20 protein-coding genes, 4 tRNA genes and 1 riboswitch are annotated in these 20,077 nt (G+C 39.1%); of the genes, 22 read left to right on the forward strand and 2 right to left on the reverse strand.

The window, feature by feature from the left end:
• Positions 1-5: 5 nt before the first annotated feature.
• Positions 6-125: riboswitch (TPP riboswitch) on the reverse strand.
• Positions 126-272: 147 nt separating this feature from the next.
• Both phoU and F948_RS16285 read left to right on the forward strand, forming a co-directional pair.
• Positions 273-995, forward strand: a complete 723-nt coding sequence (gene phoU, locus F948_RS00395) for a phosphate signaling complex protein PhoU (RefSeq protein WP_004916988.1) — start codon at positions 273-275, stop codon at positions 993-995.
• Between the two features lie 219 nt (positions 996-1,214).
• Positions 1,215-1,334: a hypothetical protein gene (locus F948_RS16285; RefSeq protein WP_004916987.1), complete on the forward strand. Its 120-nt coding sequence runs from the start codon at positions 1,215-1,217 to the stop codon at positions 1,332-1,334.
• A gap of 438 nt (positions 1,335-1,772) precedes the next feature.
• Here F948_RS16285 and F948_RS00400 read toward each other — a convergent pair whose 3' ends face one another.
• Both F948_RS00400 and argH read right to left on the reverse strand, forming a co-directional pair.
• Positions 1,773-2,048, reverse strand: coding sequence for an oxidative damage protection protein (locus F948_RS00400; RefSeq protein ID WP_004916986.1), 276 nt, complete (start codon positions 2,046-2,048; stop codon positions 1,773-1,775).
• Between the two features lie 9 nt (positions 2,049-2,057).
• The gene (gene argH / locus F948_RS00405) at positions 2,058-3,491 is read right to left on the reverse strand and encodes an argininosuccinate lyase (RefSeq protein WP_004957372.1); all 1,434 of its coding nucleotides are present in this window, start codon (positions 3,489-3,491) and stop codon (positions 2,058-2,060) included.
• Between argH and F948_RS00410 the strand changes: the two genes are divergently transcribed.
• The 20 genes from F948_RS00410 to tuf form a co-directional block, all read left to right on the forward strand.
• Positions 3,482-4,624 (forward strand): sensor histidine kinase, encoded by a 1,143-nt coding sequence (locus tag F948_RS00410; RefSeq protein ID WP_005403540.1) that lies wholly within the window; start codon positions 3,482-3,484, stop codon positions 4,622-4,624. The two genes, argH and F948_RS00410, sit on opposite strands and share 10 nt — an antisense overlap.
• 57 nt (positions 4,625-4,681) lie before the next feature.
• Positions 4,682-5,422, forward strand: a complete 741-nt coding sequence (locus F948_RS00415) for a LytR/AlgR family response regulator transcription factor (protein ID WP_004916982.1) — start codon at positions 4,682-4,684, stop codon at positions 5,420-5,422.
• A 110-nt stretch (positions 5,423-5,532) separates the two neighbouring features.
• Positions 5,533-6,450 carry a hydroxymethylbilane synthase gene (gene hemC, locus F948_RS00420; RefSeq protein WP_004958533.1) on the forward strand — a complete coding sequence of 306 codons (918 nt, stop codon included), beginning with the start codon at positions 5,533-5,535 and terminating at the stop codon, positions 6,448-6,450.
• Position 6,451: 1 nt separating this feature from the next.
• Entirely contained in the window at positions 6,452-7,228 is a 777-nt protein-coding gene (locus tag F948_RS00425) for a uroporphyrinogen-III synthase (protein WP_004958535.1), read from the forward strand.
• Entirely contained in the window at positions 7,225-8,055 is an 831-nt protein-coding gene (locus tag F948_RS00430) for a hypothetical protein (protein ID WP_004958538.1), read from the forward strand. Before F948_RS00425 ends, F948_RS00430 begins: the two co-directional genes overlap by 4 nt.
• A gap of 6 nt (positions 8,056-8,061) precedes the next feature.
• Complete coding sequence (locus tag F948_RS00435; RefSeq protein ID WP_004958540.1) at positions 8,062-9,255, forward strand: hypothetical protein; 1,194 nt, start codon at positions 8,062-8,064, stop codon at positions 9,253-9,255.
• Positions 9,256-9,263: 8 nt separating this feature from the next.
• The gene (locus F948_RS00440) at positions 9,264-9,695 is read left to right on the forward strand and encodes an acyl-CoA thioesterase (protein WP_004958542.1); all 432 of its coding nucleotides are present in this window, start codon (positions 9,264-9,266) and stop codon (positions 9,693-9,695) included.
• Between the two features lie 156 nt (positions 9,696-9,851).
• A protein-coding gene (locus F948_RS16835) for an IS5 family transposase (protein WP_409360446.1) occupies positions 9,852-10,672 on the forward strand; the annotation gives its coding sequence in 2 pieces (ribosomal slippage) (positions 9,852-10,242 and positions 10,242-10,672; 822 coding nt in all).
• Positions 10,673-11,003: 331 nt separating this feature from the next.
• On the forward strand, positions 11,004-11,330 hold the full coding sequence (locus tag F948_RS00455; RefSeq protein WP_004958548.1) for an H-NS histone family protein: 327 nt from the start codon (positions 11,004-11,006) through the stop codon (positions 11,328-11,330).
• Between the two features lie 180 nt (positions 11,331-11,510).
• Entirely contained in the window at positions 11,511-12,254 is a 744-nt protein-coding gene (gspN, locus tag F948_RS00460; RefSeq protein WP_005403545.1) for a type II secretion system protein N, read from the forward strand.
• Complete coding sequence (locus F948_RS00465; protein ID WP_004957388.1) at positions 12,254-13,102, forward strand: type II secretion system protein N; 849 nt, start codon at positions 12,254-12,256, stop codon at positions 13,100-13,102. Before gspN ends, F948_RS00465 begins: the two co-directional genes overlap by 1 nt.
• Positions 13,103-13,143: 41 nt before the next feature.
• The gene (gspD, locus tag F948_RS00470; RefSeq protein WP_004958549.1) at positions 13,144-15,399 is read left to right on the forward strand and encodes a type II secretion system secretin GspD; all 2,256 of its coding nucleotides are present in this window, start codon (positions 13,144-13,146) and stop codon (positions 15,397-15,399) included.
• A 63-nt stretch (positions 15,400-15,462) separates the two neighbouring features.
• Positions 15,463-16,074, forward strand: coding sequence for an FHA domain-containing protein (locus F948_RS00475; RefSeq protein WP_004958551.1), 612 nt, complete (start codon positions 15,463-15,465; stop codon positions 16,072-16,074).
• A 65-nt stretch (positions 16,075-16,139) separates the two neighbouring features.
• A complete protein-coding gene (locus F948_RS00480) occupies positions 16,140-16,832 on the forward strand; it encodes a phosphoglycolate phosphatase (protein WP_004958553.1) in 693 nt (230 codons plus the stop codon).
• Positions 16,833-16,914: 82 nt separating this feature from the next.
• On the forward strand, positions 16,915-18,408 hold the full coding sequence (trpE, locus tag F948_RS00485; RefSeq protein WP_004958556.1) for an anthranilate synthase component I: 1,494 nt from the start codon (positions 16,915-16,917) through the stop codon (positions 18,406-18,408).
• A 98-nt stretch (positions 18,409-18,506) separates the two neighbouring features.
• Positions 18,507-18,582 (forward strand) — tRNA-Thr (locus F948_RS00490).
• A 53-nt stretch (positions 18,583-18,635) separates the two neighbouring features.
• Positions 18,636-18,719: transfer RNA gene (locus F948_RS00495), tRNA-Tyr, on the forward strand.
• 34 nt (positions 18,720-18,753) lie between these two features.
• Positions 18,754-18,829, forward strand: a tRNA-Gly gene (locus F948_RS00500).
• A gap of 11 nt (positions 18,830-18,840) precedes the next feature.
• Positions 18,841-18,915: transfer RNA gene (locus F948_RS00505), tRNA-Thr, on the forward strand.
• Between the two features lie 165 nt (positions 18,916-19,080).
• A partial coding sequence (tuf, locus tag F948_RS00510; RefSeq protein ID WP_004958558.1) for an elongation factor Tu occupies positions 19,081-20,077 on the forward strand: 997 nt, incomplete at its 3' end.

Here is a 20,077-nt window from a genome sequence, read left to right on the forward strand (position 1 = left end):
GCGAAGTTTTTGCTGGGCTTGATTCCTACGCAGGTGCTAACCTGATCAGGTTCAACGGTACTTGTCTTTAAATTGAGAATTAAGACAATCTCAGCAGTTTGTTAACTGCGCTCCGTCAAGCTAGGCATTTAGACTAACAGATTTTTGCTTTATTGTTGTATCAATTAACACCATTCGTTAATTGCCAAATCCATGCTATTGTCATAAAAGTTTCATCATAGTTATGGTTTAATCACCAATCATTTTTTCCATGTGTCTAGTGGAGGCATCCTGTGTGTCCAAGTAATCCAGTGTTAAGTCACCATATTTCTTCACAATTTAATGAAGACCTACAAGATGTTCATACCAAATTTATGACAATGGGTGGATTAGTAGAGCAGCAAGTTGCTAACTCAATTCATGCTTTATTAGACACAGATGCCAATTTAGCGATTGACGTTCAGTTCAAAGACAACACGGTGAATCAATATGAGCGAGATATTGATGAAGGTTTGACTTTAATTTTGGCGCGCCGTCATCCTGCTGCGATCGATTTGCGTATGGTAATTGCAATGAGCAAAGCCAATACCGACCTTGAGCGAATTGGTGATGAAGCTGCAAAAATTGCACGTATTGCCCAAAATCTTTGTGAAGAGGGTGAGTCACCACGTGGTTACATGGAAACGCGTCATATTGGCAATCAGGTTCGTGTCATGATCCATGATGCATTAGATGCATTTGCGCGTTTAGATGTGGATCAGGCTTTGAAAGTTGTTATGGCTGATGTCGATATTGATCGTGAATATCAATCAGCGACTCGTACACTTATGACATATATGATTGAAGATCCACGTCATATCGCACGTGTTATTAATGTGATGTGGGTGTTACGTTCTTTAGAGCGAATTGGTGATCATGCGCGTAATATTTCTGAGCAAGTGATCTATATGGCGAAAGGTATGGATGTTCGTCATACTAGCATTGAAGAAATTGAGCAAAAAGTAAATCAAAAGTAATTTTGTACACCAAAAAAGATTTAACAGAAAGTGAATTTAATCAAAGTAAATCTGAAGCAGATTTTGATTAAGTTCACTTTTTTTATGAAAAACGGTTTGTTTGGATCATTTTGGGGTGATTTTAAATGATCTGTTATAGTTTTTTTTGAAGGCTTTGTGGCTATATTTAGAATCAGTATTTTTTCAAAATAGTATTTTCAACCTAAAGGCGAGAATGCTATGAGTTTCCTAAAGAAGAAAAATAATGCGAGCTTCGTTTTCTTTATTATCGTTCTATATGCATGTCTTGGATTTGGTTTAGGATTTGTGATTTGGGAGTATTTCCTGCTATCTCCATAAGATTGCAGAAACGAATATGTCACACAGATATTTAGATAGAGTAAATAAAAAAATCCCAGACTTCGGGGGAAAAGTCTGGGAGAGAAATATCATGCATTGTTGAGATATTGGGGGTATCTCTATCTTTCTATAAGTAACTTTAAATAGAATCGTTCAATCTGTCATGTAGACAACTGTGTATACTCTGTAATCCTTTATTACTAGTGTAAAGATCCCGTAAATAAAAATGATAAATCATAAGTGTTTTTAGATCAAAATTTGAACCTATGGTAAAAAATAGCCTGTAATTAAAAAAATCAAAGTCGTCTTGCCAATTTTTAAATAAAAAAAGCAATGATGGAATCATTGCTTTTGATACAAGAAATTTTAAAAATATTAAGCTCCCTTGCTTAACTTGGCAGAGCTTAGCTTTTCGATAAGGGTAGAGAGTTACTCAGCTTATCCTTGTTCAGGCTTCCAGCCTTCGGCTTTTTCTACGCTTTGGTCATTGTTGAAAAATTTCTCGCGTTGTTCCTCGAGGAATTTTTTTGCATCTGGTTCAAATACATTTAAACGTTTTTCGTTAATCAATGTAGTTTGATGTTTTAACCATTCTTGCCAAGCTTGTTTAGATACAGTCTCAAAAAATTCTTGACCCTTTGCACCAGGGAATGGTGCAAAATCTAAACCTTCAAGTTCTTGTTGGTATTTACGGCAAAATACTTGTCTAGTCATGATCAGTCCTTAAGCGTATAGCTGTTCTAAGCGAGTGTGTGCACGAACAATTGCGGCTTCAACTTGTTTAGGTGAAGTTCCACCAATATGGTCACGTGCATTCACTGAAGCTTCTAAAGTCAAAGCTTTGTCAAATACATCTGCTTCAATCAGATCAGAGAATTGTTGTAGCTGTTCAAGAGAAAGCTCAGACAAATCTTTTTCTTCTGCTACGCCAAGAGCAACTGCTTTACCAACAATTTCATGCGCATCACGGAAAGCAACCCCTTTTTTAACAAGGTAATCTGCAAGGTCAGTTGCTGTAGAGAAGCCACGTAAAGCTGCTTCACGCATAACTTCAATATTTGGTACCAGTGCTGGAACCATGTCTGCAAAAGCCATAAGTGAGCCGCGAACAGTATCAATTGCATCAAATAATGGCTCTTTGTCTTCTTGGTTATCTTTGTTGTATGCCAATGGTTGACCTTTCATTAAGGTCAATAAGCTAATTAAGTCGCCAAAAACACGACCAGACTTACCACGAACTAATTCAGGAACATCTGGGTTTTTCTTCTGGGGCATGATTGAAGAACCAGTACAGAAGCGATCAGGAATATTCACAAACTTGAACTGAGCTGAAGTCCATAGAATTAGTTCTTCAGACATACGCGATAAGTGCATCATGATCAAAGATGCCGCGGCATTAAATTCAATCGCAAAATCACGATCTGAGACTGCATCCAGAGAGTTTTCTGAAACGGCTTCAAAACCTAATAACTCAGCGGTATAGGCACGATCAATCGGGTAGGTTGTACCAGCTAAGGCTGCTGAGCCGAGTGGCATACGATTGACACGTTTACGGCAGTCTTGTAAACGTTCGGTGTCACGAACAAGCATTTCAAACCAAGCTAATAAGTGATGACCAAACGTCACAGGTTGAGCAGTTTGTAAATGAGTAAAGCCAGGCATGATGGTATGCGTATTTTGACTTGCTAAACTCAGTAAACCTTTTTGTAAGCGAAGTAATAAGCCTAAAATGTCATCAATTTCATCACGTAGATATAAACGAATATCTGTTGCTACTTGGTCATTACGACTGCGACCTGTATGAAGTTTTTTACCTGTGATGCCAATACGTTGAGTCAGACGAGACTCAATGTTCATGTGGACATCTTCTAAATCAATACGCCATTCAAAATTTCCAGCTTCGATTTCTGCTTTAATCGTGCTTAAACCTTGAATAATGTCATCACGTTCAGCTTCAGTGAGTACACCAACTTTCGCTAACATGGTTGCATGAGCTATAGAGCCCGCAATATCTTGTTTATAAAAACGTTGGTCAAATTGCACAGATGCTGTAAATTCTGCAACAAATGCATCCGTTGCTTCTGAGAAGCGACCGCCCCACATACCAGAGGTTTGATTAGGGCTTGCTGAAGATGAGGATTGAGAAGATGTGGTCATGGCGGCTCAGTAAAATAAAAAAGAGTATAGCAAATCCAAACGCAGATGCCGAAACTCGACGCAAGAAGTTATCGCAATCTCGTCAGATGAATTCATCAGGCACGTATTTTTTTACGAAAATTGGTCAATGGCAACACTTATTAGAACTAATTGTTGCAAGTAATGTATTGGCAATGGTTTTAGCATTGGCGGAAGCTCGCTCTTGGCATGCTTTGGAAGGTATTCGCGTTTTACAATACACCTTTTTTATTAATTGGGTGATTTTATCTTTTTCCGCATTTGTCGATTATTTTCAGGATTTTTTTACTAAGTTAAGTCAAAAGGTCGCTTTGACTTTGGGTTTTGTTGTCCTGCAAATCATTGTGCTGCTTACAACTTGCGCTGTGAATATCATTCAGTTTTGGGCAGCTCGATCTACTGGTTTTTCCGAAGATGTCTTATTTCATGGCGTAAGTTTGCATTTGGGGTATGGTATTTTATTGGGTGCTTTTTGCTTACGTTATTTATATATGCGTGAGCAATGGTTGCGTCAGCAGTACAGTGAGTTAAATGCGCGTATTCAAGCGATGCAAGCACGGATTCATCCACATTTTTTATTTAATAGTTTAAATAGTGTGGTGAGTTTGATTTCAATAGATCCAGATAAAGCTGAAAATATGTTGATCAGTCTTTCTCGATTGTTTCGGGCCAGTTTTCAGGAGTTGAAACTGGTAAGTTTGGAGGAAGAAATTGATCTGTGTAAGCAATATCTCAGTATTGAGAAAATGCGTTTAGGTGACCGATTAACCGTAGAATGGAATATTCAAGCGACACCAATTGAGTTAAAACGAGCGACTATTCCATTATTAACGTTGCAACCTTTGTTAGAGAATAGTATTTTTCATGGGGTGGAAAAAGTTTTACAAGCTTCAACGATTAGCGTATTGGTTGAAATATTGCAAAATCAAGTCACTATAGTCATTACTAACCCCTATTCTCACGATAAAATAAAATCCAGAACAGGGAATGGTATTGCAATAGAAAATGTTGAACAGCGCTTGAAGGCTTATTATGGGCCAGCTGTGAAGTTTCAAGTGTATGGGGGAGTGTCGTTATATACGACTGTGGTGAGTTACCACGATCGAGTAAAATAATAAGTCCAGTTAACCATAAAAAATATGGATGATGTTAACGGTGACAAGGAGGAGAGGATGAAAGTTCTGATTGCTGATGATGAACCTCTCGCAGTAGAGCGTTTATCACGTTTAGTGACCCAGATGGGGCATGAAGTGATTGCGACAGCACATCATGGGCAAGATGTGTTAGATCATATTGAAAATGATTCACCAGATGTTGTTTTATTAGATATTCAAATGCCAGGGATGAATGGATTAGAGTGCGCTGAGCAATTGAGTCACTTGAACCCACGTCCTGCTATTATTTTTTGTACGGCATACGATCAACATGCATTGGAAGCATTTAAATTTCAAGCCCAAGGATATTTACTCAAACCTGTAGCCCAACAAGATTTACAGCAGGTTTTTGATAATTTAACTCAACTTACCCAAGCTCAAATGACGGGTTTAAAACAACAAGATCATATGTACGATACTAAAACTCAACGTCACCAAATTGCTGCGAAAACTTATCGTGGGGTCGAACTTATCCCTGTAGAAAATATTTATTATTTTTTGGCGGATCAGAAGTATGTCACCGTGCGCCATAAAAATGGCAGTGTATTGATAGACGAAACATTAAAAGATTTAGAGCATGAGTTTGCTGACCGCTTTATTAGAATCCATCGTAATGCGCTTGTTTCACTAGATTATTTAGAAGGTTTAGAGCTGGTTGCTGCTGGACAATACCAAGTTCGATTACGTGAACTTGAGGAGCGCTTGTCGGTGAGTCGTCGTCATTTACCAAGTCTAAGAGAGTGTATGCATCAACTATAATTTGTTGAAGCTAAGCTTGTTATGATCACTTTTTGCTTTTTTTACTTGCATTTTTAAATGATCAAGTTAAGTTTGGAGCAATTGCTTTGATCAATACTTAACTTAGATTTATGAAAACTCTAAAAATTGCAACTCGACAAAGTCCTCTTGCACTTTGGCAAGCTGAGCATATTCGTGCTCGTTTAAATGAACTTTATCCTGATTTAATGGTTGAATTGGTTAAGTTTGTGACTCAAGGTGATAAGATTTTAGATACACCTCTGGCAAAAATTGGTGGGAAAGGATTATTTGTAAAAGAGTTGGAAGCAGCACTATTGGATGGGCGTGCTGATTTAGCTGTACATTCAATGAAAGATGTGCCGATGCATTTACCTGAAGGTTTAACGCTTGCAGTGATCTGTGAACGCGAAGATCCTCTAGATGCTTTTGTATCGAATCAATATGCTCATTTTGATGAGTTACCGCATGGTGCGAAAGTAGGGACCTCAAGTCTACGCCGTAAATGTCAGATACTTCAGCAACGCCCTGATTTAGAAATTATTGATCTACGCGGTAATGTCGGAACACGTTTATCTAAACTCGATGATGGACTGTATGATGCGATCATTTTAGCGAGTGCAGGTTTAAAACGCTTAGGTTTGGCAGAGAGAATTCGTCATTGTCTCGTACCTACATTGAGTTTGCCTGCAGTAGGGCAAGGTGCTTTGGGTTTGGAATGTCGCGCAGATGATCAAGAATTACTGGAATTAATCTCTCCTCTTCAACATGAAGTAACTTCAATTTGTGTACGTGCAGAACGTGCTTTTAATGCCTATCTTGAAGGTGGATGCCAAGTTCCGATCGCTGGTTATGCGACAATTACTCAGAATCAACTTCATATCGAAGGTCGAGTCGGTAGTGTGGATGGAAAGACGCTATTAAAAGAACAATTGTCAGGAGCATTGGGTGAGGGTGAGCGATTAGGTGTGGTTTTAGCTGAAAAACTATTGGCACAGGGTGCAGGCGAGTTACTGAAAGCCTTATATTAAAATGTTATTCATTAATACGCGACCTGAAGATCGAGCACATTCATTAAATCAAGCTCTGATTCAAGAGGGGATACAGGTTGAATCCTTGCCCTTACTTGAGTTGGTTGCTGAGCCATTTACAACAGATTTGATGCAGTTGTATGATCAACTCAAGGCTTCGCAAGTGATCGTTGTGGTTAGTCCAACTGCTGTTGAGATTGGTATGCTGTATCTCAAGAATAGTGGGATTGATTTAGATCAACTTAAACATATTCAATGGATCGCGGTTGGGCAAGCCACAGCAGCAGCGCTAAAAACCTTTGGGATTGATAGTCTTGTTCCTGATGTGGAAAGTTCAGAAGGGATGTTGCAGCTACCGATACTTAGAGAACGTGTTGACTTAAATACAGTCGCCTTTTGGCGTGGGCATGGCGGACGTCAATTTATGATGCAACATTTGCAACAAAAAGGCGTTAATATTCTCAACTTTATCCTTTATCGTCGCCAATGCCCTGAACTAAGTTGGACTAAATTTCCTAAACTCGTATCTCAATTGGTATCACAACAACCAGTTTTTGTGTTGATTAGTAGTGAAGCAAGTTGGAGAAACTGGCAAAAGCTTACCGCACAGATTAGTAAAGAGTTGGATTGTATTTATTTAGTACTTGGTGAGCGTTTAGCTCAGGTATTGTGTCAAACGCAAAATCAAGTAGATTCTATGTTGAAATATATTCAGTTAGAAACATTAGCACCATTAGAAATTATTCATTCTATTCAAGGCTGGCAAGGACAATCATGAGAAAAATTGCTTATTTCATATTGGTTCTGGGTTTGGTGTGGTTGGCGAAACTCAGTTATGATGTTGCGCAATATTCTCAAACAGTTCCTCAGCTTCAACAGCAGTTGGTTCAATCACAGCAACAATACTCTTTGTTAAATGACCAATTAGTGGGTTTGCAACGACAACTGCAAGACAAAAACACCTCAAATAACAATAATAAACTTGTAACTACACCGATAACGATTGATGGTATTGCTCCCGCCGTTGTAATCAAGCAAAAACTACAATTAGTGCAGTTTGCTGTAGATCAGCAACAATTCATTTTTGCGCTAGAACAGTTGAATCAGTTGCAACAACAAATGGCTCAACATCAAGTTTCACCAGCATTGCAGCATGGTCTTATCAAAGCGATGGAACAAGATAAGCAAAACATTCAACAATATGTATTGCTGCAAACTCAGCAGCGTCAGCAGTTTGATACGTTATTGCAGTATTTAGATCAGCAGCTTCAGCAAGAAATGCAGAAACCCGATATTCGACTGCAGAAAAACAGTGAACGTTCATGGTGGCAATGGTTCAAATTTGAAAAGGTGCAACGCACTCCACCGGACTTAATTCAACGAAGTATTTTACTAAAAGAGGCTCAATTAAGATTATTACTTGCAGAGCAAGCATTGCATTTAAATCAAGCCACTGAATATCGCAAGTCAATGCAAGAAGTTATGTTGCTTTTAGAGGATTTGCCAGATCGTAGTAGTCAGCAAATGAAACTACGTGTGGAGAAAATGCTTAATCTTCCAGTCGTTCCTGCTCCGAAACTAATGACTCTCGGTTTGCTAGGGTAGTCCGATATGAAGCATTTATTGAAGATATATTTCCTTGCAATCCTTAGCTTATTCGCTATTTTTTCAGTCTTTAGCTATGGTTACGGTAGTGGTTACGCTTATATCTATTGGCGGGACTGGCAGTTTCAAAGTAGCTTTTGGGGATTAGTAACTTGCTTTATTTTTGTGAGTTTCATCGCTCAGGCAGGATGGTTATTAGCAAAAAGATATCTCGCACAACAGCAAAGACAGAAAGATACAATTCTTCGATTTAAAGATTTACATCCTTATGAGCAGCTTGGCATCGTTTGGTTATTAGATGCTGCCAAAGATCAGCAAGTGTTCATTGAGCGAGTTTTCACACAGTCAGGTTTACTGAGTAATATCGTTGATGCTCAATTTGATTATCGCAATGGTGATTATGAAACGGCATTAATGAATCTAGAAAAGTCAGCTCCTATGGCTTTTGAACTTGCTGAATTGCTTAGAGTGGATATTTTTCTAGAGCGACAAGAAACAGAAAAAGCACTAACACATTTGGAATTTCTCGCACAACATCAACTATCCCCTTGGCTAAGCGAAATTGAAACAGCATATCAGCAAAAAATAACCAGTTTGTGGGGTAAATTGGCCTTACAAAAGCCATGGGTATTTTTACAAAGTACTCAACATGGGCTGCTAGATGCAGAACATCGTGATCTTTGGTTGCAGCAATTATTAATTCAATTTGATCAAGCTACTGTAGATGATTTGGGTGCACTTCAACAACGTTACATGATGCTGCATTCAGAAATCAAAGCACGACCTTATACCAGTAAAGTACTTTGGTTAAAATTATTGGCTCGAATGCCTGAAATGAGTGTTCAACACGAGGAGCTTGCCTTACATCTATTGCAAGAGCATTTTGATCCTGAAGTATTTTATTTGTGGTTTCAACAACAGCTACTTAAGCAAATTCCTGATTATGCTTATGTTGAACAACGAATTATGGAGTTGGAGCAAAAATATACCAGCGTTCCAATGCTGGCTTTTGCAAAATGGCATATATTTATGGCGACAGATCGCCAGACTGATGCAGCACAATTGTTGAATTTATATCCTGATAATATTTTAATGAGTTATTTAAGGATTAAATCCACCTTGGGTGATGATTCTGATTTAATCAGACAGTTGAATTTAATCTTTGAAAATGATGTTAATTTTCTTAACTTTAAGATATGAGTGAAATAATGAAAGAGCTGTCTGTCTATCCAGTAATTCTTGAGCAAGCTGTTGCATGGGGGGATATGGATGCTTTTGGACATGTAAATAATGTTCAATATTATCGATATATTGAAAGTGCACGAATTGCTTATTTAATGAAATTAAATATATTCGATGAGGATATATTGACGGTTGTTGCTTCGAGTCAATGTAAATATTTAAGCCCAGTATTTTATCCTGATGTGCTGCATATTGGTGCAAGAATTGAAGAGTTAAGAAATAGTGCGTTTAGAATGCATTATGTTCTATGGAGTCGTGATCAAGCTCAAGTGGTTGCAACTGGTGAGGCCGTCATGGTGTGTGTTGGCAAACATGATTCAAAGAAAATTAATATACCTACCGAGATTCGTAATCGTATTATAACGTTGGAATCAAGTGTTGGACATCATATTGAATAATATGTAAAGACAGTTATGTATAATTTTATCTAAGTCATATTTATTGAGTTGTATCGAGGTGCAATTCAATAGACTTCTTGCAAAAATCAAAAAACGATCAACGTTTTGTTTGTTTTTTATCCACATTAAAAAGTCATGTTCTACTATCATCAGTACATGAAATATGAAAAAGTAAAGATGCTATCAAATAGTCAGTTTAAACGACTGATTGGAATACAACCCTCAACCTTTTTAGAAATGCTTGAAGTATTAGAGTCAAGCCAAGTCAATACTCAACGAGGTAGACCTTCGAGTCTTTCACTTGAAGACCAACTGTTAATGACGCTAAGTTATTGGCGTGAATATCGCACGCTCTTTCATGTTGCTATGAGTTATGGAATCCACGAATTAACTGCGTCCAGAATTATTCATAAAATAGAAAATATTTTAATAAAATCTGATAAATTTCATTTGCCTAAGAAACTACCGCATGGTGCAGGGATAGATTGGAATGTTGTTATTGTCGATGCAACTGAAATGACAATTGAGCGTCCAAAAAAAAACAGAAAAGACTCTACAGCGGTAAGAAAAAACGACATACGATCAAAGCTCAACTCATCATTCATTATGAAACGATGCAGATTATTTCATTAGGTCTTACACATGGGAGTACACATGATTTCCAGTTGTTTAGGGCTCAACGTAAAAAGCAGAGATATCAAGCCTTTATGCTGATTGATAAAGGTTATTTAGGTTTAAATCGTTTGGGGATAAAATGCCTGATGCCATTCAAGGCAAGTAAAAAGAAGCCGTTAACTTTATTACAGAAGCAAATAAATCGGGAAATTAGTAAATGTCGTATTCGAATTGAACACGTCAATGGAAAATTAAAGACCTTTAGAATTCTGGCTACACGTTATCGAAATAGGCGTAAACGCATGGGTTTACGTCTGAATTTAATTGCTGCAATTTACAACATGGAGTTGGTTAAAAAATGATTTTTGCAAGAGGTCTAATAAATTTTTTAAAATAAAGCTTACTTATAAATCTAGATTAAGTTTATTTTAAGGTGGGTTTTGAATTGATATTTTAAGAAATAATAACAATAAAATATGAAGTTAAAAGAATGGTAAAATGTGCTGTAATATTTGATGTGAACAAAGTTTCTTTGTTTTATTGTAAATAATAGCTGATTTAAGTGAATGCTGTGATTAAGTTGACTATTTTAATATTGATTATCTAATTACATATAAATTAATATTGAGTTGAATTTTTAATTCATTTTATTTTTTGAGTGATATATTTCCCTTTTGAGTTGGAGTGGTTCTAATGAAACCAGATATTAGTGATTTATCTGTTGAAGATCTCAAGCGTTTGCAAGCTGAAGCTGAAGCTTTAATTGCAAGCAAAAAAGATCAAGCAATTGAAGATGCTTATAATCAAATTATTGCGATTGCTGAAAACGTTGGATACAGCGTTGAAGAGCTTTTGGAGCTTGGTGAGCAAAAACGTAAGAAAACAACCCGTAAAGCTGTTGAGCCGCGTTACCGTAATAAAAATAATGCAGAAGAAACTTGGACAGGTCGCGGTAAGCAGCCACGTTGGTTAGTTGCAGAATTAGAGAAAGGTGCAAAACTTGAAGATTTCTTAATCTAAGTCAAGTTTTAAAGTCATCGTATTGTCATAAGGTGATTTTATTCTTTATTAAAAAGCCAGGCTTAAAAAGCTTGGTTTTTTTATATGAGAGAATTGGCGATGTTGAAAAAGTATGCATAATGTCAATCAGAGGGCGAGTGTCTCGACAAGGATGATATTTTGCGTGTTGGTAAGGGTGGAATGAAGAAAAAAACAAAACAATGGAGATGGTGGATTTTCGCCGTTTTTGCATTCTTAATTTTTATTATTTTACAAATTCCAGCAACATGGTTAATTGCTAAGTTTTCTAAAGATAATCAAATATTACATAATGTTAGTGGCAATATCTGGCAGGGGCAGGCGGATTGGCAGCGTGGTCAACTGCGAGGAACTGTCCATTGGAAAACTAGACCTCTAGATTTATTGTTATTACGTGTTGGTGCAAATCTCGATATACACAGTGGAAATACCCAATTTAATGGTGTTTTTGGTTATGGTTTTGGTAAAAAAATCATGATCAAGAATCTTCAAGGTGAAGTTTCACCTGAAACCTTAAAGTATTTTGCAAATTGGCAGTGGCCTGAGAACGCGATTCAATTAAAAGATGTTCAGTTAAATTATCAAAAAGAAAAAGGATTTAGTGCTGCGGAAGGGCAGCTAAACTGGGGTGGTGGTGAATTGAATTATACATTCGGTCAACGTCAAGATCGTATGAATATGCCTTCATTAATGGCTGAAATAAAAGATGAAAATGGTCAGCTACAAGTAGATGTACGTGATCAGCGTAGTCAAAAAATGGCAAATCTAAGTCTAGACCCTAGTTTGATGCTTGATGTGCAATTGACGCAACGAATGCTTTTGAATATTCCATCATATGAAGGAAAAGCTGGTTTAGACACTTACGTGATTAGCTCACGTCAACCACTCATGCAGGGTGGCTTCTGATGAAACAATTTGCTCAAAAGATTCAACAATTGAGATGGCAGAAATTAGACAAGCTAGGTGCGTTGGTGTTGGTAATATTAGTGCTATGGCTATGTTGGAAGTTGGCTTCTTTATTTTGGTTTGTTGTCGCACCGCCGCAGCCGATGCAGTTTGATCGAGTTGAGTTGGGTTCGCAGCAAGCTCAAGTACCCAACATTAGTTCGTTTGCATTATTTAACGAACCCGCAGCAGTTTCTGCTCAAGATAATGTTAATTTAGAGTTGCAGGGTGTTTTGCTAGGTTATCCAAGTTATTTATCCTCTGCTGTCATTAAACTCAATGATGTTGCTGAACGTTATCGTGTCGGTGAGACGATTGGCTCAACGTCCTACCAACTTGCAGAGGTTTATTGGGATCATGTGATTCTTAGGCAAGGAAATGGTGCTACACGAGAAGTTAAATTCAAAGGTCTAGAAAACGGCTTATATCAACCGATAGCACCCGTTTTAAATGAAAGTATGAATAATCAGCCAACTCAAATGCAGCCCCAAGCACCTTCTCAAAGTTCTCCGCAATCTGCTTTAGGTCAAGCGATACAGCAGATGCAAGATAACCGAGAGCAGTATTTAAAAAATATGGGTGTGACTGGCGGCGGTTCAGATGGTTATGAAATCTCTGATCGAACACCATCGAACTTGAAAAACACATTAGGTTTGCGCTCAGGTGATCGTATTCTTTCGATTAACGGTCAAACTGTTGGGCAAGGGCTAAGCGAAGTACAATTATTAGAGCAAGTACGTCGTGAAGGGCATGCCAAAATAGAAATAAAACGTGGTGATCAAGTGATGACCATACAACAAAGTTTTTAGTGATAACACGTCACCACATAAGTTAGGAATAAGTGCAGGTTATGGCTTTTTTAAATCATCAACGTCCACTTTGGGCATTACTTGCCGCAGCACCTTTAGCCGCGTCAATCAGTACCCATGTGCAAGCACAAACATGGAAGATCAATTTACGTGATGCGGACTTAACAGCATTTATTAATGAAGTTGCAGATATTACGGGGAAAAACTTTGCGGTTGATCCTCGTGTACGTGGTAACGTCACGGTGATTTCAAATAAGCCTTTAAATAAATATGAGGTTTATGACCTATTTTTAGGTGTTTTGAATGTTAACGGTGTTGTGGCTTTACCATCGGGAAATACTGTAAAACTTGTTCCTGATAGCAATGTGAAAAATTCTGGTATTCCATATGATTCGCGCAGTCGTGCGGGTGGAGACCAAATCGTTACACGTGTGATTTGGCTGCAAAATACTAACCCTAATGATTTGATTCCTGCACTTCGTCCTCTAATGCCGCAATTCGCGCATTTAGCTGCTGTAGCAGGAACAAATGCGTTGATTGTTTCTGATCGTGCTGCAAATATTTATCAGTTAGAAAATATTGTACGTAATCTTGATGGTACAGGCCAGAATGATATTGAAGCGATTAGTTTGCAATCAAGCCAAGCAGAAGAAATCATTGGTTTACTAGAAACAATGAGTGCAACCGGCGCATCTAAAGATTTTATTGGCTCACGTGTACGCATCATTGCGGATAATCGGACTAATCGCATTTTGATTAAGGGTGATCCTGATTCGCGTAAACGTTTACGTCAAATGATCGAAATGTTAGATGTGCCTTCGGCAGATCGTTTGGGCGGTTTGAAGGTTTTTCGTTTGAAATACGCCAGTGCAAAAAACTTAGCTGAAATTTTGCAAGGCTTAGTCACAGGTCAATCGGTTTCATCATCTTCAGCATCAAATAATGCAGGCTCATCAAATAACCCAATCAATAACCTTGTTTCAAACAATCAAAGCTCAAATTCAACATCTGGATCATCTTCCTCGATTTCCACGCCTTCAATTAATTTGAATAGCGGCTCAAATAATCAAAATGCAGGTGTTTCAAGCTTTAATGGTAATGGTGTTAGCATTATTGCGGACAGTACGCAGAATGCATTGGTCGTTAAAGCGGATCCTCAGTTAATGCGTGAAATTGAGGCAGCGATTCAGCAATTAGATATACGTCGTCAACAGGTGCTGATCGAAGCGGCAATTATTGAAGTTGCTGGTGATGATGCAGATCAATTGGGTGTTCAGTGGGCATTAGGTGATATAAGTAGCGGTATTGGATTAATAAACTTTACTAATGTTGGGTCTAGTTTATCAAAACTAGCTGCTGGATATCTGACAGGTGGAGCGGCTGGTTTGGGTTCTGCGATTGGGGCTGGTTCTTCGATTGTGGTGGGTGACTATAAAGAGGGTGCGAATGGTTCGCGTAAGCTTTATGGTGCTTTGATTCAGGCGCTAAAAAGTAACACGAAATCCAACCTTCTTTCCACACCCTCTATTGTGACGATGGATAATGAGGAAGCCTATATTGTTGTGGGTCAGAATGTACCATTCGTAACTGGTTCTGTGACGACTAACAGCACAGGTGTGAATCCATACACCACTGTTGAACGTAAGGATGTGGGTGTAACGCTAAAAGTTGTACCGCATATTGGTGAAGGTGGTTCTGTTCGGTTAGAGGTTGAGCAAGAAGTCTCTGCTGTACAGGAAAGTCGCGGTCAAGCAACGGATTTGGTGACCAGTAAGCGTGCCATCAAAACTTCGGTTTTAGCTGATCATGGCCAAACGGTTGTTCTGGGTGGTTTGATTTCCGACAATTCAATCCATTCGAGACAAGGATTGCCTGTCTTAGGTGATATTCCTTATCTTGGTCGATTATTCCGTGCAGACAGTAAAACCAATGAAAAACGTAATCTCTTGGTTTTCATTCACCCAACGATTGTTGGTGATTCGGATGATGTGCGTCGAATTTCTCAACAACGTTACAATCAGCTTTATAGCTTGCAGCTAGCTATGGATAAAAATGGTAATTTTGCTAAGTTGCCTGAAAATGTGGCTGATATTTATCGTCAACAACCGTTAAATACTACGTCACCGTATCAAAAGGTTCCAACAGCAACACAAACTCAAAGCAGTGTCGTAACTACGCCTGTAGCGACTATTGAACCTCAGGTGCAACAGCAAACTATTCAGCTGCCAGCAAAATCGACTGAGCGTAGTAAGAATACAGTGACAACTACGACGATTCGTTCGGCATCTTCACAGTAGATGCACAGAAGACCTTATGTCACAATGTTAAAATTGAGAGAAATTTTATAAGGATATGCATCTATGACTTGGAAACTACAAGCCATTACGGGTGAATTTACGGGACAAGAGATTAGCGTAGAGCGTGATATGTTAGTTGGTCGTCATCAAGATGCTGACCTTTTGTTGCAATCCGCCGATATTTCTCGTCGACATGCTGCCTTGTTGTTGAAAGATCATCAGCTTTGGGTTCAAGATTTGAATTCTTCAAATGGCACATTTATCAATGATTTGAAAATTGAACAAGAAACAGAGTTGCATGATGGGGATATTTTGCAATTTGCGAGCTTTATGTTTTCTGTACTTGCACCTGTTGATGCTGAATTGCCTGAAATTGAAGCAGAACCAGTGCCATCAATATCATACGACCAAGGCATGCCAAGTATAGCTGAACGTGCTGTCGAAACTCCAATTAGTCGTGATGGAATGCCGCAGCAAGTTGCGATTCCAAAGCCTGCGCCGATACCACAAGGTGTTGATGTGCAGTCGACTTTAGAACAACAACCTATTCCATTTGAAGAGACTGTATCACGAGTGGCACAAGAAGTTGAGCAACAGAAAAATGCATCTGTAGGTTTGATTTCAATTATCGTGCTGATCATTTTGGCTGTGATTGCTTGGCTGTTCTTTAAATAATTACGCGAAGCTTTTACAATCAGGGCATACCATGAGCGTATGCCTTTTTTATGTCGAGTAAATTTATGCTAATTGCACAGTTAGAGCGTCGTAGCCTTATTCTTTTTGATCTCGATGGAACACTTGTTGATTCTGCAGCAGATTTGTACCGTGCGATGAATCTCAGTTTGGAAAAGCTAGGATTTCCATTAGTCACGGAAGCACAGATTCGAGCTTGGGTTGGAAAAGGCGCTGCAAAGTTGTGTGAAAAGGTGCTTGATCATTTATTTGGAGATGTTCATCCAGAGCAACTCAATCATTTGCTTGATACATTTGTTGAAATCTATGCACAGGAATTATGTGTCGACACGAAAGTATATGCAGGGGTGTTGGAATTTTTACAGTATTGTCAAACACATCAAATAACGATGGCATGTGTAACCAATAAGCCTGAACACTTGGCTCGAGGTATTCTCGATGTTTTGGGATTGAGTGCTTATTTTAAAATGGTAATTGGAGGTGATAGCTTGGCTGAGCGCAAACCACATCCATTGCCATTGTTACATTGTATGCAGCAGCAAAATGCTCTGGCTTCTGAAACCTTGATGATTGGCGATTCAAGTAATGATGTTGAAGCGGCAAGACGTGCAGGTATAGATTGTATTGTGGTCAGCTATGGCTATAATCATGGAGAAAGTATCTATGACTGCCAACCACAACAAGTGATAGATAGTTTGGCAGAATTGGTAGATGAAGATCAGGTGAGGAGAAGGGCATGAAAATGAGTATGGTTTTTCGATGGCGGGATTAAAGCAGCATTAAAACTAAACGCAGATTAAATCGAAACCATAGAGAATATTCATGACGACCTTAGTACAATTCGAACAGTTAAAATCTTTAGGCTACAACACTATTCCTGTATACCGTCAACGTTTAGCGGATACCGAAACTCCGCTTTCTGTTTTCGCGCGCTTCAAAGAACACAAACAAGCATATTTGTTTGAGTCTGTTGAAGGTGGGGAGAACTGGGCGCGTTATTCCATGATTGGGTTGGGAGAGTCGACAGTTTTTTCTTGCAATGCAGGAATCTTGACTATTCAACAGTTGGATGGTTCTGTTATTCAACAAGAATGTAGTGATCCATTTCAATATATACGTGATTTTCAAAAACAATTTAAAGTGCCGACTCAAAATGAGTTGCCCGATTTGCCAAGCTTTACTGGCGGTTTAGTTGGTTATCTTGGTTATGATGCAGTGCGTTATATTGAACCTAAACTTAAAAATGTACCAACAGCCGACCCTGTGTCTTTACCCGATTTATGGTTAATGCTATCTAAAACAGTTATTGTTTTTGATAATTTGAAAGATACGTTATTTTTGATTCATCATGCTGATGTGAATCAAGAAAATGCCTATCAACAAGCACAACAAAAATTAGATCAACTTGAACAATTACTTGCAATACCTGTAAGTCTGCAAGCAAAGCCGCATTCTGCTCCTCATTTTGAATCTATTACAGGTAAAGAGAAGTTCCTTGCAACCGTTGAGAAGGTAAAAGAGTACATTCGTGCTGGTGATGTGATGCAGGTGGTACCTGGTCAGCGTATGGTTTCTGATTTTGATGGTGAAGCATTACAGGTTTATCGTGCGCTCCGTCATTTAAACCCTTCACCTTATTTATTCTTGGTACAAGGACAAACACTGACGGATCAGAAGCCTTTTCATATTGTTGGTTCATCTCCTGAGATTTTGTCTCGTTTGGAGAATGGTATCGCAACAGTACGTCCTTTAGCAGGCACTCGACCACGTGGAAAAACTAAAGAAGAAGATTTGGCTTTAGAGCAAGATTTATTGGCTGATGAAAAAGAAATTGCAGAACATTTAATGCTGATTGATCTTGGACGAAATGATGTTGGTCGGGTTTCAAAGATTGGTAAGGTTCAAGTCACTGATCGTATGGTGATTGAGCGCTACTCACATGTGATGCATATCGTGTCAAATGTTCAGGGTGAGGTTCGAGATGATGTCGATGCGCTTGATGTATTTAAAGCGACATTCCCTGCGGGCACACTTTCAGGTGCACCTAAAATTCGTGCAATGGAAATCATTGATGAAGTAGAACCAGTTAAGCGTGGTGTATTTGGTGGTGCTGTTGGATATTTGGGTTGGCATGGTGAAATGGATATGTCGATCGCGATTCGTACCTGTGTGATTCGTGATAAAAAAGTATATGTGCAAGCTGGAGCAGGGCTTGTTGCAGACTCAAATCCAGAATCAGAATGGAATGAAACTCAAATAAAAGCTCGCGCAGTGATCAAAGCGGTTGAATTATCATCAAATGGTTTGATTTTATGAGTTTTTCGCAGTTTTTATAAAAAAACTGCTTGCATAGCCTGAGAGTTTTGCTAAACTGCACACCGTTCCGATACGAAACGTACGAAACACTAAGAGACGCCGGCATAGCTCAGTTGGTAGAGCAACTGACTTGTAATCAGTAGGTCCACAGTTCGAATCCGTGTGCCGGCACCATCTTAATGTAGTAGAGTGTTAGAGTGAAGAACAGCACTGTGTAAGTGTGATATGGTGAGATTCCCGAGCGGCCAAAGGGGGCAGACTGTAACTCTGTTGCGAAAGCTTCGAAGGTTCGAATCCTTCTCTCACCACCATCTAGCTTCGATTGAAGTGGTTAAGTACCAACGCGCGGGAGTAACTCAGTTGGTAGAGTGGCAGCCTTCCAAGCTGCATGTCGCGAGTTCGATCCTCGTCTCCCGCTCCATCGAAGAGATCGCTCTTATAGCTCAGTGGTAGAGCACTCCCTTGGTAAGGGAGAGGTCTCGAGTTCAAATCTCGATAAGAGCTCCAGATATACAACTTGGTAGAATTTCTACAAGGATTTAAAAAGAAGCAGGCTATTATAGTCTGCTTTTCAAGTATTAGGTGTCTAGTTTTTTAGGCGAATGTCGATAAAGAAAGTTTTTCAGGGTTGTTTTTCTCTAAACTGGTGTCGACGTAAACGAGGAAAATCAAATGGCTAAGGCTAAGTTTGAACGTAATAAACCACACGTAAACGTGGGTACAATTGGTCACGTTGACCATGGTAAAACAACTTTAACTGCTGCGATTGCAACAATTTGTGCAAAAACTTACGGCGGTGAAGCGAAAGATTACTCACAAATCGACTCTGCTCCTGAAGAAAAAGCACGTGGTATTACAATTAATACATCACACGTAGAATACGATTCTCCAATCCGTCACTACGCTCACGTAGACTGCCCGGGCCACGCCGATTATGTTAAAAACATGATTACTGGTGCTGCTCAGATGGACGGCGCGATCCTTGTATGTGCTGCGACTGATGGTCCAATGCCACAAACTCGTGAACACATCCTTCTTTCTCGTCAGGTCGGTGTACCTTACATCATCGTATTCTTAAACAAGTGTGACCTTGTTGATGATGAAGAATTACTTGAATTAGTAGAAATGGAAGTTCGTGAACTTCTTTCTACTTATGACTTCCCAGGTGATGACACTCCAATCATCCGTGGTTCAGCTCTTCAAGCATTAAACGGTAACGACGGTCCTTACGGTGAAGCTTCTGTTCTTGCACTTGTAGAAGCGCTTGACTCTTACATCCCAGAACCAGAGCGTGCAATCGATAAAGCATTCTTGATGCCAATCGAAGACGTATTCTCTATCTCTGGTCGTGGTACAGTAGTAACTGGTCGTGTAGAAGCTGGTATCATCAAAGTTGGTGAGTCTGTTGAAATCGTTGGTATCCGTGATACTCAAACGACTACAGTTACTGGCGTTGAAATGTTCCGTAAACTTCTTGACGAAGGTCGTGCGGGTGAGAACTGTGGTATCTTACTTCGTGGTACTAAGCGTGAAGACGTACAACGTGGTCAAGTACTTGCTAAACCAGGTACAATCAAGCCGCACACTAAATTCGATGCAGAAGTATACGTACTTTCTAAAGAAGAAGGTGGTCGTCATACTCCATTCCTTAACGGTTACCGTCCACAGT

The organism is Acinetobacter junii CIP 64.5, assembly GCF_000368765.1.
Taxonomy (GTDB): domain Bacteria; phylum Pseudomonadota; class Gammaproteobacteria; order Pseudomonadales; family Moraxellaceae; genus Acinetobacter; species Acinetobacter junii.

Coding starts and splice junctions, on each gene's coding strand:
- F948_RS16285 (WP_004916987.1), top strand. CDS start 1,215: ATGAGTTTCCTAAAGAAGAAAAATAATGCGAGCTTCGTTTTCTTTATT.
- F948_RS00400 (WP_004916986.1), bottom strand. CDS start 2,048: ATGACTAGACAAGTATTTTGCCGTAAATACCAACAAGAACTTGAAGGT.
- F948_RS00410 (WP_005403540.1), top strand. CDS start 3,482: ATGTGGTCATGGCGGCTCAGTAAAATAAAAAAGAGTATAGCAAATCCA.
- argH (WP_004957372.1), bottom strand. CDS start 3,491: ATGACCACATCTTCTCAATCCTCATCTTCAGCAAGCCCTAATCAAACC.
- F948_RS00415 (WP_004916982.1), top strand. CDS start 4,682: ATGAAAGTTCTGATTGCTGATGATGAACCTCTCGCAGTAGAGCGTTTA.
- hemC (WP_004958533.1), top strand. CDS start 5,533: ATGAAAACTCTAAAAATTGCAACTCGACAAAGTCCTCTTGCACTTTGG.
- F948_RS00425 (WP_004958535.1), top strand. CDS start 6,452: ATGTTATTCATTAATACGCGACCTGAAGATCGAGCACATTCATTAAAT.
- F948_RS00430 (WP_004958538.1), top strand. CDS start 7,225: ATGAGAAAAATTGCTTATTTCATATTGGTTCTGGGTTTGGTGTGGTTG.
- F948_RS00435 (WP_004958540.1), top strand. CDS start 8,062: ATGAAGCATTTATTGAAGATATATTTCCTTGCAATCCTTAGCTTATTC.
- F948_RS00440 (WP_004958542.1), top strand. CDS start 9,264: ATGAAAGAGCTGTCTGTCTATCCAGTAATTCTTGAGCAAGCTGTTGCA.
- F948_RS00455 (WP_004958548.1), top strand. CDS start 11,004: ATGAAACCAGATATTAGTGATTTATCTGTTGAAGATCTCAAGCGTTTG.
- gspN (WP_005403545.1), top strand. CDS start 11,511: ATGAAGAAAAAAACAAAACAATGGAGATGGTGGATTTTCGCCGTTTTT.
- F948_RS00465 (WP_004957388.1), top strand. CDS start 12,254: ATGAAACAATTTGCTCAAAAGATTCAACAATTGAGATGGCAGAAATTA.
- gspD (WP_004958549.1), top strand. CDS start 13,144: ATGGCTTTTTTAAATCATCAACGTCCACTTTGGGCATTACTTGCCGCA.
- F948_RS00475 (WP_004958551.1), top strand. CDS start 15,463: ATGACTTGGAAACTACAAGCCATTACGGGTGAATTTACGGGACAAGAG.
- F948_RS00480 (WP_004958553.1), top strand. CDS start 16,140: ATGCTAATTGCACAGTTAGAGCGTCGTAGCCTTATTCTTTTTGATCTC.
- trpE (WP_004958556.1), top strand. CDS start 16,915: ATGACGACCTTAGTACAATTCGAACAGTTAAAATCTTTAGGCTACAAC.